Below are 13,673 nucleotides of genomic sequence, written 5' to 3' on the forward strand. Positions count from 1 at the left end.
CTACGGGCGGGCGGGAGACGCATGACGCGCCCCGCGCGCAACCTGTGGACAACCGGCCTGGAGGCACGTGGCGGCGCCGCCACGTGCCTCCAGGCCGCCTGTCAGCAGCGTCACCGCGCCGCCAGCGCGCCCTCGTAGAGGTCGCGTTTCGACAGTCCCGTCGCGTCCGCGACGGCCGCCGCGGCCTCCTTCATGCGGGAGCCGGCGGCGACCCGTTCCAGCACGAGCCGGACGCCGTCGTCGATGGTCGTGACGTCGAGCGCACCGGTCGAACCCTCGACGACGATGCAGATCTCCCCGCGGACGCCATCGGCCGCCCACGTCGCGAGTTCGGCGAGGGGTCCGCGACGGACCTCCTCGTGCAGCTTCGTGAGCTCGCGGCACACCACGGCACGACGGTCGTCACCGAAGCCCGCTGCCATGTCCGCCAACGTGTCCGCCAGCCGGTGCGGCGACTCGAAGAACACCATCGTGCGCTGCTCGCCGGAGAGCGACGAGAACAGCCGCCGGCGTTCCCCGCCCTTGCGGGTCGGGAAGCCCTCGAAGCTGAAGCGGTCCGTCGGCAGCCCGGAGACGGCGAGCGCCATGAGCACGGCGGACGGACCGGGCAGTGCGGTGACGGTCACGCCGGCGGCAGCGGCGGCCTCGACGAGGGGGAAGCCCGGGTCGCTGATCGCGGGCATGCCGGCGTCGGTGAGGACCACCACGTCCTCGTCCCGGGCGAGCTCCACCACCTCGGCGGCCTTGGCCCGTTCGTTGTGCTCGTGCAGGGCGATGAGCCGCGGACGGTTCTCGATCCCGAGCGCACGCATGAGGTGGATCGCGGTGCGGGTGTCCTCCGCGGCCACCACGCTCGCGTTCGAGAGCGTCTCGATCAGCCTCCGGGAGGCGTCACCGAGGTTGCCGATGGGCGTTGCTGCGAGGACGATCACCTCCCCATTGTGGTGGCAGGTGTGTCTTGGGAGCGATCCGTAGGATGCTGCCGATGACCAGCGAGCTGACCGACGACCGCACCGCCGTCCCCGACGGGCCGGTCGGCTCCCGTCTCGACGACTGGTGGGGGCGTGTCCTCTCAGTCGGGTGGCGGGTCGGCGCGTGGCGCTGGGCCGGACCGCTCGCCGTCACGCTGCTGGCCGCCGTGCTCCGTCTCGTGAACCTCGGGCACCCGCACTCGCTGGTGTTCGACGAGACCTACTACGTCAAGGACGGCTGGTCGATCGTCCACCTCGGGTACGAGGGCACGTGGCCGGGCAACCCGAACGACGACTCGCTGCCGACGACGGACCAGCGGTTCGCCGACGGTGAGACGTCGCTGTTCACGAGCGCTGCGGAGTTCATCGCGCACCCGCCGCTCGGCAAGTACCTCATCGGGTTCGGCATGCTCCTGTTCGGTGCCGACGACTCGTTCGGGTGGCGGTTCGCGGTCGCCGTGCTCGGCATCGCGACGGTGTTCCTGACCGCCGTGATCGCGCGGTCGCTCTTCCGGTCGACGCTCATCGGCACGCTCGCCGGCTTCCTGCTCGCGGTCGACGGACAGGCGATCGTGATGTCCCGCGTGAGCCTGCTCGACGGGATCCTGACGTTCTTCGTGGTGCTCGGGTTCGGCGCGCTGCTGCTCGACCGACGGTGGACGGCCAGACGAATCGACGCGTGGGTCGCCCGACGCGCGGCCGCCGGGAGGGACACGCTCTGGGGGCCGGTGCTCTGGTGGCGTCCGTGGCTGCTCGCGATGGGGCTGGCGCTCGGGCTCGCGACCGCGACGAAGTGGTCCGGGATGTACTTCCTGGCGTTCTTCGCGGTGTACTCCGTGCTGTCGGACATGGTCCTGCGTCGCCGAGCCGGCATCGAGTTCTGGTCGTCGAGCGCCCTGTTGCAGCAGGCCCCGGTGTCGTTCCTGCTCACCGTGCCGATCGCGGCGGTGACCTACCTGGCGTCGTGGACCGGCTGGTTCGTGTCGAAGGGCGGCTGGGACCGCGACTGGATCGCATCGGGTGGGCAGCGGTGGACCGGGGTCCTGTCGTGGGTGCCCGACAGCCTGCAGAACTGGTGGCACTACCAGTCGGAGATCTACGGGTTCAACATCGGCCTGCACACGCCGCACTCGTACCAGGCGAACCCGCTGCTCTGGCTCGTCATGCAGCGCCCGACGTCGATGTACTACGTCGGCACGAACGCGGGCCAGGACGGCTGCACGGCGACGCGCTGCGGCGAGGCCATCACCGGCATCGCGAACCCGTTCGTCTGGTACGCGGCGGTCATCGCGACCGTGGCACTCCTCGTGCTCTGGATCATGCGCCGGAAGTGGGAGTACGGCCTCGTCCTGATGGGTGTCGCGGCCGGGTACCTGCCGTGGCTGCTGTACGTGAACCGGACGGTGTTCCAGTTCTACACGATCGCCTTCGAGCCCTTCATGGTGATGGCGCTGGCCGCGGCGATCGGGCTCGTGCTCGGGTCACGGAGCGATCCACGCCCACGACGGACCCGGGCGGTGGTGTGGGTCGGCGTGTACCTCGGGGTCGTCGTCCTGGCGTCGGCGTACTGGTTCCCGATGTGGACCGGGCTGCAGATGCCGTGGGACTTCATCCGGTCGCACTACTGGCTGCCGAGCTGGCTCTAGGGCTCGGTTCGCTGTGTTCGTGCCCTAGCTCTGGGAGTGCAGCGCGCGTTCGATGGACTCGCGGTCGAGCGGGGTGCCGACCATCGGCGCTTCCGTGCCGCCGGGCAGGACACCCTCGATGAGGACCTCGGCGTAGCGACGCCAGGCGTTCGGGTCGTGCGCGCGGGTGGAGTCCGCCACGGCGCCGACCATCGAGGTCAGCATCGGGAGGTCGCGGTAGTCGAAGCCGACGCGGACGACCCCGGCCGTCTCGGCCCGTTCGATGATCGCGCTGACCTGGGTCTCGAGGCGATCGCGCTCCTGGACGATCGACGGTCGGGCTTTGCCGGCCCGGACGATGGCGTCGGCCAGGGCGCGGTCGCGGGCACGGAACTCGAACACGCCCATCAGGTAGACGCGGAGCGCCTCGCGCGGATCGACCTCGTCCGCCGCGCGGGCCGCGGCCTCGTTCATGGCCTCGAACTTGGTGGCGAGGAGCGCCTCGATCAGGGAGTCCTTGTCGGCGAACCGGCGGTAGACCGTCCCGACGCCGACCCCGGCCTCGTGCGCGATGTCGTTGAGCGTGACCGAGAGCCCGCGTTCGGCGAAGCACTTGCGGGCCGTCTGCAGGATCAGCTCGCGGTTGCGTGCGGCGTCCGCGCGGAGGGGACGCTCGAGGTCGGTGGTGCTCACGCTCCTGACGGTAGTTGAACTTTCTGGGAATAAGTGGATGCGGACCTTCCGTTTCGGTCTACACTGGTGACAAGCGGATGCATCGCATCCGTTTTGGTTCCTTCGTGAACAGCCCTCTCCTTGAAGTGCCCGACGGCGCGCGCTTCGCCATCCCTCCCACCTTCTCGAAGGAGGCTGCCGTGACGGCAGAACAGACCGTGCCGACCCCCACCGGGGCCGCACCCACGACTTCGGGCTCCGCGCCCGCCAAGGCCAACCACCGCTGGATCGCCCTGGCGGTCATCGCCCTCGCCCAGCTCATGGTGGTGCTCGACGCCACCATCGTGAACATCGCCCTCCCCTCGGCCCAGGCGGACCTCGGGTTCGGCACCGACCAGCGCCAGTGGATCGTCACCGCGTACTCGCTCGCGTTCGGTTCCCTCCTGCTCCTCGGCGGTCGACTCGGTGACCTCTTCGGTCGCAAGAACACCTTCATCATCGGGCTCGTCGGCTTCGCGGTCGCGTCGGTCCTCGGCGGCCTGGCGGACTCCTTCGGCCTGCTCGTCGCCGCCCGTGCGCTCCAGGGTGTGTTCGGCGCGCTGCTCGCCCCGTCCGCGCTCGGCATGCTGACCACGACGTTCCGTGACCCCAAGGAACGCGGGCGCGCGTTCGGCATCTTCGGGTCGATCGCCGGCTCCGGTGCTGCGATCGGTCTGCTCCTCGGTGGGGTCCTCACCGAGTACGCGTCGTGGCGCTGGTGCCTCTACGTCAACGTCGTCTTCGCCGTCCTCGGCGTGATCGGCGCACTCGTGTTCATGGCGAAGCCGCCGAAGGTCGAGCGTCCGCGCATCGACGTCGCCGGCGTCATCACGATCACGGCCGGTCTCGTCGGTGTCGTCTACGGCTTCTCGAACGCCGAGACCAACGGCTGGGACTCCCCGCTCACGATCGTCATGCTGGCCGCGGGCGTGGTGCTCATCGCCGCGTTCGTGTTCATCGAGACGCGCGTCGCACACCCGCTGCTGCCCCTGCGCGTCGTCCTCGACCGTGACCGCGGTGGCTCGTTCATCGCGATCGGCCTCGTCGCGATCGGCATGTTCGGCATCTTCCTGTTCCTGACCTACTACCTCGAGCAGACCCTCGGGTTCAGCTCGCTGCAGACGGGTCTCGCGTTCCTGCCGATGCCGCTGTCGATCATGATCTCGGCGACGCAGATCGGCGGTCGCCTGCTGCCCCGCGTCGGGCCGAAGGTGCTCATCTTCGCCGGTGGCCTCGTCGCCGCGATCGGTCTGCTGCTGCTCCTCCGCACGGGCCTCGACACCTCGTACGCGGGCACCGTCCTGCCGGCGCTGATCGTCATCGGCCTCGGTATGGGCACGATCTTCTCGTCGGCGATGAACACCGCGACGACCGGCGTCGCCCGGGCGGATGCCGGCGTGGCCTCGGCGACGGTCAACACCATGCAGCAGATCGGCGGCTCGATCGGCACCGCGCTCCTGTCGACGATCTTCGCGGACGTCGTGAAGAACAGCCTCACCGGGCTGTCCGCGGCGCCGACGAAGCTCCAGCAGGCGCAGGCGGTCCTCGACGGCTACCACGTGGCGTTCGGCATCTCGGCGGGCGTGCTCGTCCTGGTCGCCCTCGCCGGTGGGCTCCTCATCAACCGCCAGTCGGTGCGACTCGACAAGCTCGCACACGCCAGCGCGGCGACGACCGGGAGCATCCCGACCGCCGCGCACTGACACACCGCACGCCGAACGGCCCGCCCTGGATTCCGGGGCGGGCCGTCCTGCGTGCGCGGGCGGGAGGGTGCGGCGCGCGGGCGGGTGGCACGCGTGTTTCGACATCGCACCCGTCGATCGACTCGTGTGGTGTCGAATGTCGCGTGCGGACCCGGGGTTGCGCCGCCGCCTGCGCGCGCACGGACTCGGAACGACGACGTCGATGTCGTACGACGACGGCCTCGTCGTTCGGTGCACGCGCGGGTCGTTGCGGACGCCTGGCTGCGACAAGCCCGATGTCGTACGACGACCACGATGTCGTTCCGAGTCCGCACCCGCCGCCGCGACCGCCCCACCCGAATCTCCTTCGCCAGAACCCCTACCGGTTGCGCAGTGTGTCGGATTCCCTCGCAGACGTCAGGGGTCTCGATTACCGTGTGCGCCATGGCCCCCGTCCTGACCTCGCCGCTCGTGTCGACGCAGTGGCTCGCAGACCACCTCGGTGCTGACGAGCTCGTCGTGCTCGACGCCTCCGTGCACACGGTGGGGACCGGCCTCGCGACGATGTGGCGCACTGCGAAGGACGCCTACGAGCAGCACGGGCACGTCCCCGGAGCCCGGTACGCCGACCTGGTCGAGGCGTTCTCCACGCCCGACGCCGACGTGCCCTTCACCCGCCCCGGCGCCGAGCAGTTCGAGGCCGCAGCGCAGGAGCTCGGCGTGACGAACACGTCGACCGTGGTGGTCTACGACGACAGCGTCGGCGAGTGGTCGGCACGCCTGTGGTGGATCTTCCGGTCCTTCGGTTTCGACTCGGTGGCGGTGCTCGACGGCGGCTTCACGAAGTGGCGCGACGAGGGCCGTCCGGTCCGGGTGGGTGCACTCCGCCCCGTCCAGGCCGCTGCGCCGGACACGAGTGCAGCCTTCCGTGCGGGCGAGGAGCGTCCGCTCTGGGCCGACCACGCACGCGTCCTCCGAGCGGTCTCGGGCGAGCAACCCGCGTCCCTGGTGTTCGCAGCCCCGGAGTCGGCGCTCGGCGAGGAGCACCCGCCGATCGTCCCGGGCAGCACCCCGATCGCCGTGGACACGATCGTCGACCCGGACACCAACGCCTACCTGCGCGGACCGGCACTCGAGCGGGCGTTCGCCGAGGTGCTCGACGCCGAGGAGATCGTGACGTACTGCGGCGTGGGCAGCGCCGCCTGCGTGGACGCCCTCGCGCTGACGGTCCTGGGCCACGAGAAGGTCCGGGTCTACGACGGCTCCCTGCTGGACTGGTGGCGGCGCGAGCCGGAGGCACTCGCGTCCTGACCAACGGGCCGACGAGCGAAGCGCCACCGCGGACTACCGTTGACGCATGAGCACCAGACGCGCGGTCGTCCTCGGCGGTACCGGCGGGATCGGTTCGGCCGTCGCGCGTGATCTCCTCGACGCCTCCGGCCGCGGGGCCGACGACTGGCAGGTCGACGTCGTCGCCCGGCACGGCGGCCCCACCGCCGACGCCCTGACGGCGGCCGGCGCGACGTTCGTCCCCGGAGACCGCCGGGACACCACGGTGCTCCGCGAGCTGCTCCGCCCCGGTGCCGACCTGCTCGTGGACACCGTCGGGCTGACCCGCGACGACGCACTGCAGCTCCGGCCGTTCCTCGACGACGTCGGCTCCACCGTGTTCGTGTCCTCGAAGGCCGTGTACGTCGACGAGCAGGGGCGCCACGCGAACGCCACCGAGAAGCCCGTGTTCGGCGGCCCCGTGACCGAACTGCAGCCCACGGTGGCCGCGGCGGACGGCGACCCGACGAGCCGCGACGGCTACGGCGCCGCGAAGGTCGCGGCCGAGCAGGTGCTCCTCGACCACGGCGCCCCGGTCACGGTGCTCCGACCGTCGAAGGTGTACGGACCGGGCATCGGCCGCCCTCGCGAGTGGTTCGTGGTCCGACGCGCGCTGGACGGCCGGGAGCGCATCCTGCTCGCCGACCACGGTCGCGGCGTCGACCACACGACGGCGGCGAGCGGCATCGCCTCCCTGGTCCGGCTCGTCGCCGACGCCCCGGACCGCCGCATCCTCAACGTCGCCGACGAGACGGCGCCGAACGTGCTCGAGATCGTGCGGACGATCGCCGGGCACCTGGACCACCCGTTCGACGAGGTCCTGCTCGACGCCGACGCCCCCGCCTTCGTCGGCACCACCCCGTGGTCGTCGCCCACGCCGTTCGTCCTCGACACCACGGCCGCCCGGTCCCTCGGGTGGGAGCCGCCGGTCTTCGCGGCAGCGGTCCGGCCGGAGCTCGACTGGCTCGTCGAGACCGCGCACGCGACCCCCGCGGACGGCGACGTCCCGTGGGCAGCCGACCCGTTCTGGGACCGCCTGTTCGACTACGGCCCGGAGGACGCAGCCCTCGCACTGCTGTCCCTGGCCTGGAACTGAACCGGGCCGACGTGCTGCCGCGCTCCGAGGTCCTCTTCATCGGGGGACGGTCCGGCGTGGGGAAGTCGACCGCCGCCGAGGCCCTGCACGACCTGCTCGTCGCCGCGGACGTCCGGCACGCCGTGATCGAGGGCGACCTGCTCGACCTCGCCCATCCGGCGCCGCACGTCGAGTTCCCCGAGGCGCACCTCGCCGAGCGCAACCTCGCGGCCATGTGGTCCGCCTACCGCGAGCTCGGCCACCACCGGCTGGTCTACACGAACACGGTGTCGGTGCTCGAACAGGACGCCCTGGCCGCGGCGATGGGCGACGACCCCGTCGTGACCGCGGTCCTGCTCCGTGCCGGGGACGCGACGACGGCGGACCGCCTCCGCCGTCGGTCGGGTGGTCACCTCCCCGAGGCGCAGCTGGCCCACAGCACGCGGACGGCCGGGAGGCTCGACGCGGCTGTCCGGGACGCCGTCACCCGCGTGGACACGGACTCCCTTGCCCCGGCCGAGGTCGCCGTGCGGCTCGCGTCGCTCACGGGTTGGCTGGACGCATGACCGACAACCGCCTCGGCGCCGCCGTCAGCCCGTACCTCCGCCAGCACGCGGCGAACCCGGTGGACTGGCGCGAGTGGGGGCCGGAGGCGTTCGCGGAGGCCCGGGAGCGCGGCGTGCCCGTCATGGTCTCGGTGGGCTACGCCACGTGCCACTGGTGCCACGTCATGGCGCGCGAGAGCTTCTCCGACCCCGAGGTCGGCGCGCTGCTCCGCCAGGGCGTCGTCTCCGTGAAGGTCGACCGCGAGGAGCGCCCGGACGTGGACGCCAGCCTGATGGCCGCCGCGAGCGCCTTCACGCAGCAGCTCGGCTGGCCGCTGACGACGTTCCTCACACCGGACGGCCACGTGTTCTTCGCGGGCACGTACTTCCCGCCCACGCCGGTCGGGCAGGTGCCGTCGTTTCGGCAGATCCTCGCGGCGGTCCTCGACGCCTGGACGGAGCGGCGGCACGAGGTGGACGCGAACGCGAGTGCCATCGCGACGGCGATCCGGCAGGGGGCCGAGGCGGACGCGACCGCCCGCTCGGGTGCCGCCGGTGGCGGGGCCGAGCCGCGCCTCCCGGCAGTCGACAGCATCCGGGCCGTCACCGGCCTGCTCACGCAGGCAGAGGACACCACCTACGGGGGTTTCGGCGGCGCACCGAAGTTCCCGAGCGCACCCCTGCTCGAGTTCCTGTCCGACGCCGCCGCCGACGGCGACGACCAGGCGGGCGCCCTGCTCGACCGGTCCCTGCACGCGATCCGGAGCACCGAGCTGACCGACGTCGACGGCGGCGTCTTCCGGTACGCGACCAAGCGGGACTGGAGCGTGCCGCACTACGAGCGGATGCTCTACGACAACGCTGGCCTGCTCGCCGTCGCCGGCGTCGACCAGGCGCGGGGCATCGCGGACTTCCTGCGGGACACCCTCCGCCGGCCAGACGGCGCGTTCGTCGCCGCGCAGGACAGCGAGTCGACGATCGACGGCCAGCGCGTCGAGGGCGAGTGGTACCGACTGCCGCTCGACGAGCGCGGACGACTCGACCCGCCGCCGCTCGACGACCAGGTGCTCACGGGGTGGAACGGACTGGCGATCCGCGGGCTCGCGGTCGCGGGCGCACGGCACGCGGACGACGAGATGATCGCGCTCGCCCGCGGGGCGGCTGACGCACTGCTCGCGACCCACGTCGAGAACGGCCACGTCAGCGTCCGTTCGAGCACCCCGCGCGGTATGTCGAGCGCACCGCCGACCATCGAGGACGTCGGACTCCTCGCCGAGGGGCTGCTCGAACTCGCGCTCGTGACGGGCGAGGTGTCGTACGCCGTGACCGCGCGTGGGCTCGTCGACGACGGACTGGCCGGACGCTTCGAGGTCGACCCCGTGCTGGCGGCGGCCGGCACGGCCACGGGCGAGCAGCCGCAGACGGCGATGCGCTCGGGGACGGTGGCGCTCGCCGCTGCGTCGGCGGTCCTCGCCGCGCTCACGGGCGACGCGACGTACCGGGCGGCCGCCGCACGGCTCGTCGCCGACCGGGCGGTCACCGGCACCGAGCAACCGCTCGGGCACGCCGACGCCCTCGGTGTCGCGCTCGCGCTGCAGCGGCCGTCGCGAGAGGTCGTCGTCGTGGCGTCCGATCCCACCGACCCGCTCCGGACGACGGCGCGCGACGCTCGTCGACCGGGGACGGTGCTCGCGCTCGTGACGCCCGACCAGGCGGTGGCCTGGACGGACGCCGGGTTCGAACTGTTCGAGGGCCGGGACACCCTCGACCCCGCTGGGTACGTCTGCCACGACCGGGTGTGCGCGCTCCCCGCGCGGACCGGCGACGAACTCCGCACGCAACTGGCCTGACCGGCGCCGCCGGCCGCTGTAAGCTGGAATGCTCATGTCGACCACGCCCGTCATCACGTACCCGCCCGAACTGCCGGTGTCGCAGCGGCGGGACGACATCGCGGCCGCCATCCGGGACAACCAGGTCGTCATCGTCGCCGGCGCCACCGGGTCCGGCAAGACGACGCAGCTGCCGAAGATCTGCCTCGAACTCGGGCGCGAGCACATCGGCCACACCCAGCCCCGGCGCATCGCCGCACGGACCATCGCCGAACGCGTGTCCGAGGAACTCGGCGGCGAACTCGGCGGGCTCGTCGGCTACCAGGTGCGCTTCACCGACCGGGTGAGCTCGGACACCCGCATCAAGGTGATGACCGACGGCATCCTGCTCAACGAGATCCACTTCGACCGCGACCTGCAGCGGTACGACACGATCATCATCGACGAGGCGCACGAGCGCTCCCTGACGATCGACTTCCTGCTCGGGTACCTCAAGCGGCTGCTCGTCCGGCGCCCCGACCTCAAGCTCATCATCACGAGTGCGACGATCGACCCGGAGTCGTTCTCGAAGCACTTCGGGGACGCCCCGATCATCGAGGTCTCCGGCCGCACCTACCCGGTGGAGATCCGGTACCGGCCGCTGGTGACGGAAGCGTCCGAGAAGGACGACGAGGACGACGACGACCCGCGGACGGACGACAGCGGCGGCAACGCCGCTGACGACCGCGACACCATGCAGGGCATCACCGACGCGCTCGACGAGCTCGCGCGGGAGGACCCGGGCGACGTCCTAGTGTTCCTGTCCGGCGAGAACGAGATCCGTGACGCGCAGGACGCCATCGAGGGCAAGCGGTACCCGGGCACCGAGGTCCTCCCCCTGTACGGGCGCCTGTCCGCCGCCGACCAGCACCGCGTGTTCGAGCGCCGACACACCCCCGGCATCCGTCGCCGCGTGGTGCTCGCCACCAACGTCGCAGAGACGTCGCTGACCGTCCCCGGCATCAAGTACGTCATCGACGTCGGGACCGCCCGCATCTCCCGGTACTCGCCGCGGGCCAAGGTGCAGCGCCTGCCGATCGAAGCGGTCTCGCAGGCGTCCGCCAACCAGCGCTCCGGTCGCGCGGGCCGCACGAGTGCCGGCATCGCGATCCGGCTCTACTCCGAGGACGACTTCGACCGGCGTCCCGAGTTCACGGATCCGGAGATCCTCCGCACGAACCTCGCAGCGGTGATCCTGCAGATGATCTCGCTCGGCTTCGGCGACATCGAGGCGTTCCCGTTCCTGCAGCCGCCGGACTCCCGGGGCGTGAAGGACGGCCTCGACCTGCTCCGCGAGCTCCGCGCGGTGGACACCGACGGCCGGATCACGAAGACCGGCAAGCAGCTCACCCGGCTGCCGATCGACCCGAGGCTCGGCCGGATGGTGCTCGAGGCCGGACGGCAGGGCGTCGGTCGCGAGGTCATCGCCGTCGTCAGCGCCCTGAGCATCCAGGACCCGCGGGAGCGCCCCCTCGAGAAGCGGGCGCACGCCGATCAACTGCACGCCCGGTTCGCCGACCCCACGAGCGACTTCCTGACGCTGCTCAACCTCTGGAACCACATCGAGGACAAGCAGGACGAGCTGTCGTCGAGCGCGTTCCGCCGGCTGTGCAAGGCCGAGTTCCTCAACTACCTCCGCATCCGGGAGTGGCAGGACCTCTACCGACAGCTCTCCCGCGCCGCGAAGCAGGTCGACGTCCGGGTCGGGCAGTCCCGCTCCGACGACGGCGATGCCGTGCACCGGTCACTGCTCGCGGGACTCCTCAGCCAGATCGGCCTCCGCGACAAGGAGAAGCGCGACTACCTCGGGTCGCGGAACACCCGCTTCGTCGTCTTCCCCGGCAGTGTCCTCGCGAAGAAGCAGCCGGACGCCGTGATGGCCGCCGAGCTCGTCGAGACGAGCCGGCTGTTCGCCCGGACCGTCGGTCGGATCGACCCCGCCTGGGTCGAGCCGCTCGCCGGGGACCTCCTCAAGCGCACCCACGGCGAACCGCACTGGGAGAAGAAGCAGGGTGCGGCCGTCGCCTACGAGCGGGTCACCCTGTTCGGCGTCCCGATCGTGCAGCGCCGCCGTGTGCAGTACACGCGCATCGACCCGGAGCACTCCCGCGAGCTCTTCATCCGGCACGCCCTGGTGGAGGGCGAGTGGGACTCCCAGCAGGCCTTCGACCGGTCGAACCGGCAGCTCCGTCGCCAGCTCGAACAGCTCGAGGAGCGCACTCGTCGCCGCGACATCCTGTTCGACGACGAGCGCGTGTACGAGTTCTACGACGCCCGCATCCCCGCCGACGTCGCGACCACCCGGGACTTCGAGGGCTGGTGGCGGCAGACGCGACGCGACCAGCCGGAGCTGCTCACGATGCGGCGATCGGACCTCCTCGACGAGGACGCCGCCGAAGCGGCAGAGGACGACGCCGAGTACCCGACCCAGTGGCGGAGCGGCGACCAGCGTCTCGCCATCAAGTACCGCTTCGAGCCGGGCGCGCAGGACGACGGCGTGAGCGTGCAGGTCCCGCTCGCGCTGCTCCCCCGCATGCGCGAGGAGGGCTTCGACTGGCAGGTGCGCGGCCTCCGGAAGGAGCTCGTCACCGCACTGATCAAGTCGCTGCCGAAGCAGATCCGCAAGAACGTCGTGCCCGCGGCGGACTGGGCCGAGAAGATCGTCGCCGAGCTCCCCGACGACGCCCCGACCGAGCCCACCGAGTCGTTCCGCGCGACGCTCGCGAAGGCGATCCAGCGGATGACCTACGTGCCCGTCACCGAGTCCGACTTCGACCTCACCCGCGTCCCGTCGCACCTGCTGCCCACGTGGGCGGTCGTCGACGAACGGGGTCGCCGGGTCGAGGCCGGAAAGGACCTGTCTGCCCTGCAGACGAAGCTCAAGGACCGGACCCAGCAGAGCGTCGCCTCCGCCACGGTGCGGGCTGCAGGCCGGCCTGGAGGCGCGGCTCGCGTCGCGTCCGCCGGTGGCGGTCAGCAGGTGGAACGGTCCGGCCTGATCGCCTGGCCCGACACGGACCTGCCGGAGACGCTCGACACCAAGCAGGCAGGCGGCGTCATCCGCGCCTACCCGGCGCTCGTCGAGGAAGGAACCGGGCCGAAGGCGACCGTCGGCGTCCAGTTGCTCGCGACCCCCTCCGACCGCGCCGTCCGGATGCCCGCGGGCGTCCGTCGGCTCGTCATGCACGCCGTGCCGTCCCCCGTGTCGTACATCCAGTCGCACCTCACGGCGCAGGAGAAGCTCGCACTCGCCGCCAGCCCGTATCCGTCGACGGCGGCACTGTTCGACGACGTGCTCGCCGCGGTCGTCGACGCCGGGATCCGCCGCGCGCACCCCGACGGGCTCGTGTTCACGAAGTCGGCGTTCGAGGCCGTCCGCGACGCCGTGTCCGCGTCGGTCGTCGACACGATGTTCACGGCCGTGTCCGAGGTCGCCGCGGTCCTCGCCGCACAGCGGGCGGCGGAACGGTCCCTCAAGCAGGCGAACTCGATGTCGCTGCTGCCCGCGCTGACCGACATGCGACAGCAGATGGAACGACTGGTGTTCCCCGGGTTCGTCTCGGTGGCGGGCCTCGACCGACTCCGGCGCATCCGGGTCTACCTGCAGGGTGTGGACGCGCGCGTGCAGAAGCTCCTGCAGAACCCGGGACGCGACGCGACCTGGATGCGCGAGGTCACCGTCGCCACCGACCGGTACGTCGATGCCGGTGGGGAGTTCCCACCCGCCGTCGGCGCGCACCCGGAGCTCGTGCACGCCCGGTGGATGCTCGAGGAGTTCCGCCTCAGCCTGTTCGCGCAGGAGCTCGGGACGGCCGAGACGGTGTCGTTGCAGCGGATCACGAAGGCCCTGTCCGCCGCTCGGTGATC

The 13,673-nt window shown here is 71.5% G+C and carries 9 protein-coding genes; 7 read left to right on the forward strand and 2 right to left on the reverse strand.

Annotated elements, in window-relative coordinates; all coding sequences use genetic code 11:
• Nucleotides 1-110 precede the first annotated feature (110 nt).
• Nucleotides 111-932, reverse strand: a complete 822-nt coding sequence (rsmI, locus tag CRP27_RS08095) for a 16S rRNA (cytidine(1402)-2'-O)-methyltransferase (RefSeq protein WP_097180153.1) — start codon at nucleotides 930-932, stop codon at nucleotides 111-113.
• A gap of 53 nt (nucleotides 933-985) precedes the next feature.
• Between rsmI and CRP27_RS08100 the strand changes: the two genes are divergently transcribed.
• Nucleotides 986-2,617 carry a dolichyl-phosphate-mannose--protein mannosyltransferase gene (locus CRP27_RS08100; protein WP_097180365.1) on the forward strand — a complete coding sequence of 544 codons (1,632 nt, stop codon included), beginning with the start codon at nucleotides 986-988 and terminating at the stop codon, nucleotides 2,615-2,617.
• 24 nt (nucleotides 2,618-2,641) lie between these two features.
• On the opposite strand, the gene CRP27_RS08105 is transcribed toward CRP27_RS08100, so the two are convergent.
• Nucleotides 2,642-3,289, reverse strand: a complete 648-nt coding sequence (locus tag CRP27_RS08105) for a TetR/AcrR family transcriptional regulator (RefSeq protein WP_176505509.1) — start codon at nucleotides 3,287-3,289, stop codon at nucleotides 2,642-2,644.
• 179 nt (nucleotides 3,290-3,468) lie between these two features.
• On the opposite strand from CRP27_RS08105, the gene CRP27_RS08110 reads away from it, so the two are divergent.
• The 6 genes from CRP27_RS08110 to hrpA all read left to right on the forward strand — a co-directional run bounded on the left by CRP27_RS08110 (nucleotide 3,469) and on the right by hrpA (nucleotide 13,671).
• Nucleotides 3,469-5,010: an MFS transporter gene (locus CRP27_RS08110; protein ID WP_097180367.1), complete on the forward strand. Its 1,542-nt coding sequence runs from the start codon at nucleotides 3,469-3,471 to the stop codon at nucleotides 5,008-5,010.
• Between the two features lie 423 nt (nucleotides 5,011-5,433).
• A complete protein-coding gene (locus tag CRP27_RS08115) occupies nucleotides 5,434-6,300 on the forward strand; it encodes a sulfurtransferase (RefSeq protein WP_176505510.1) in 867 nt (288 codons plus the stop codon).
• Nucleotides 6,301-6,346: 46 nt separating this feature from the next.
• Entirely contained in the window at nucleotides 6,347-7,414 is a 1,068-nt protein-coding gene (locus tag CRP27_RS08120; RefSeq protein WP_097180155.1) for an NAD(P)-dependent oxidoreductase, read from the forward strand.
• A gap of 56 nt (nucleotides 7,415-7,470) precedes the next feature.
• Nucleotides 7,471-7,959 carry an ATPase gene (locus tag CRP27_RS08125; RefSeq protein ID WP_255257482.1) on the forward strand — a complete coding sequence of 163 codons (489 nt, stop codon included), beginning with the start codon at nucleotides 7,471-7,473 and terminating at the stop codon, nucleotides 7,957-7,959.
• Nucleotides 7,956-9,788 carry a thioredoxin domain-containing protein gene (locus CRP27_RS08130; RefSeq protein WP_097180156.1) on the forward strand — a complete coding sequence of 611 codons (1,833 nt, stop codon included), beginning with the start codon at nucleotides 7,956-7,958 and terminating at the stop codon, nucleotides 9,786-9,788. Before CRP27_RS08125 ends, CRP27_RS08130 begins: the two co-directional genes overlap by 4 nt.
• 34 nt (nucleotides 9,789-9,822) lie before the next feature.
• The gene (gene hrpA / locus CRP27_RS08135; protein WP_097180157.1) at nucleotides 9,823-13,671 is read left to right on the forward strand and encodes an ATP-dependent RNA helicase HrpA; all 3,849 of its coding nucleotides are present in this window, start codon (nucleotides 9,823-9,825) and stop codon (nucleotides 13,669-13,671) included.
• The last annotated feature ends 2 nt before the right edge of the window (nucleotides 13,672-13,673 follow it).

Origin of the sequence: Curtobacterium sp. 314Chir4.1 (genome assembly GCF_900215175.1) — a bacterium.
GTDB classification, from domain to species: domain Bacteria; phylum Actinomycetota; class Actinomycetes; order Actinomycetales; family Microbacteriaceae; genus Curtobacterium; species Curtobacterium pusillum_A.

Bases quoted from the DNA above. Each gene is read 5' to 3' on its own strand.
- CRP27_RS08115 (WP_176505510.1), top strand. From the start codon at position 5,434: ATGGCCCCCGTCCTGACCTCGCCGCTCGTGTCGACGCAGTGGCTCGCA.
- CRP27_RS08130 (WP_097180156.1), top strand. From the start codon at position 7,956: ATGACCGACAACCGCCTCGGCGCCGCCGTCAGCCCGTACCTCCGCCAG.
- CRP27_RS08100 (WP_097180365.1), top strand. From the start codon at position 986: ATGACCAGCGAGCTGACCGACGACCGCACCGCCGTCCCCGACGGGCCG.
- CRP27_RS08120 (WP_097180155.1), top strand. From the start codon at position 6,347: ATGAGCACCAGACGCGCGGTCGTCCTCGGCGGTACCGGCGGGATCGGT.
- hrpA (WP_097180157.1), top strand. From the start codon at position 9,823: ATGTCGACCACGCCCGTCATCACGTACCCGCCCGAACTGCCGGTGTCG.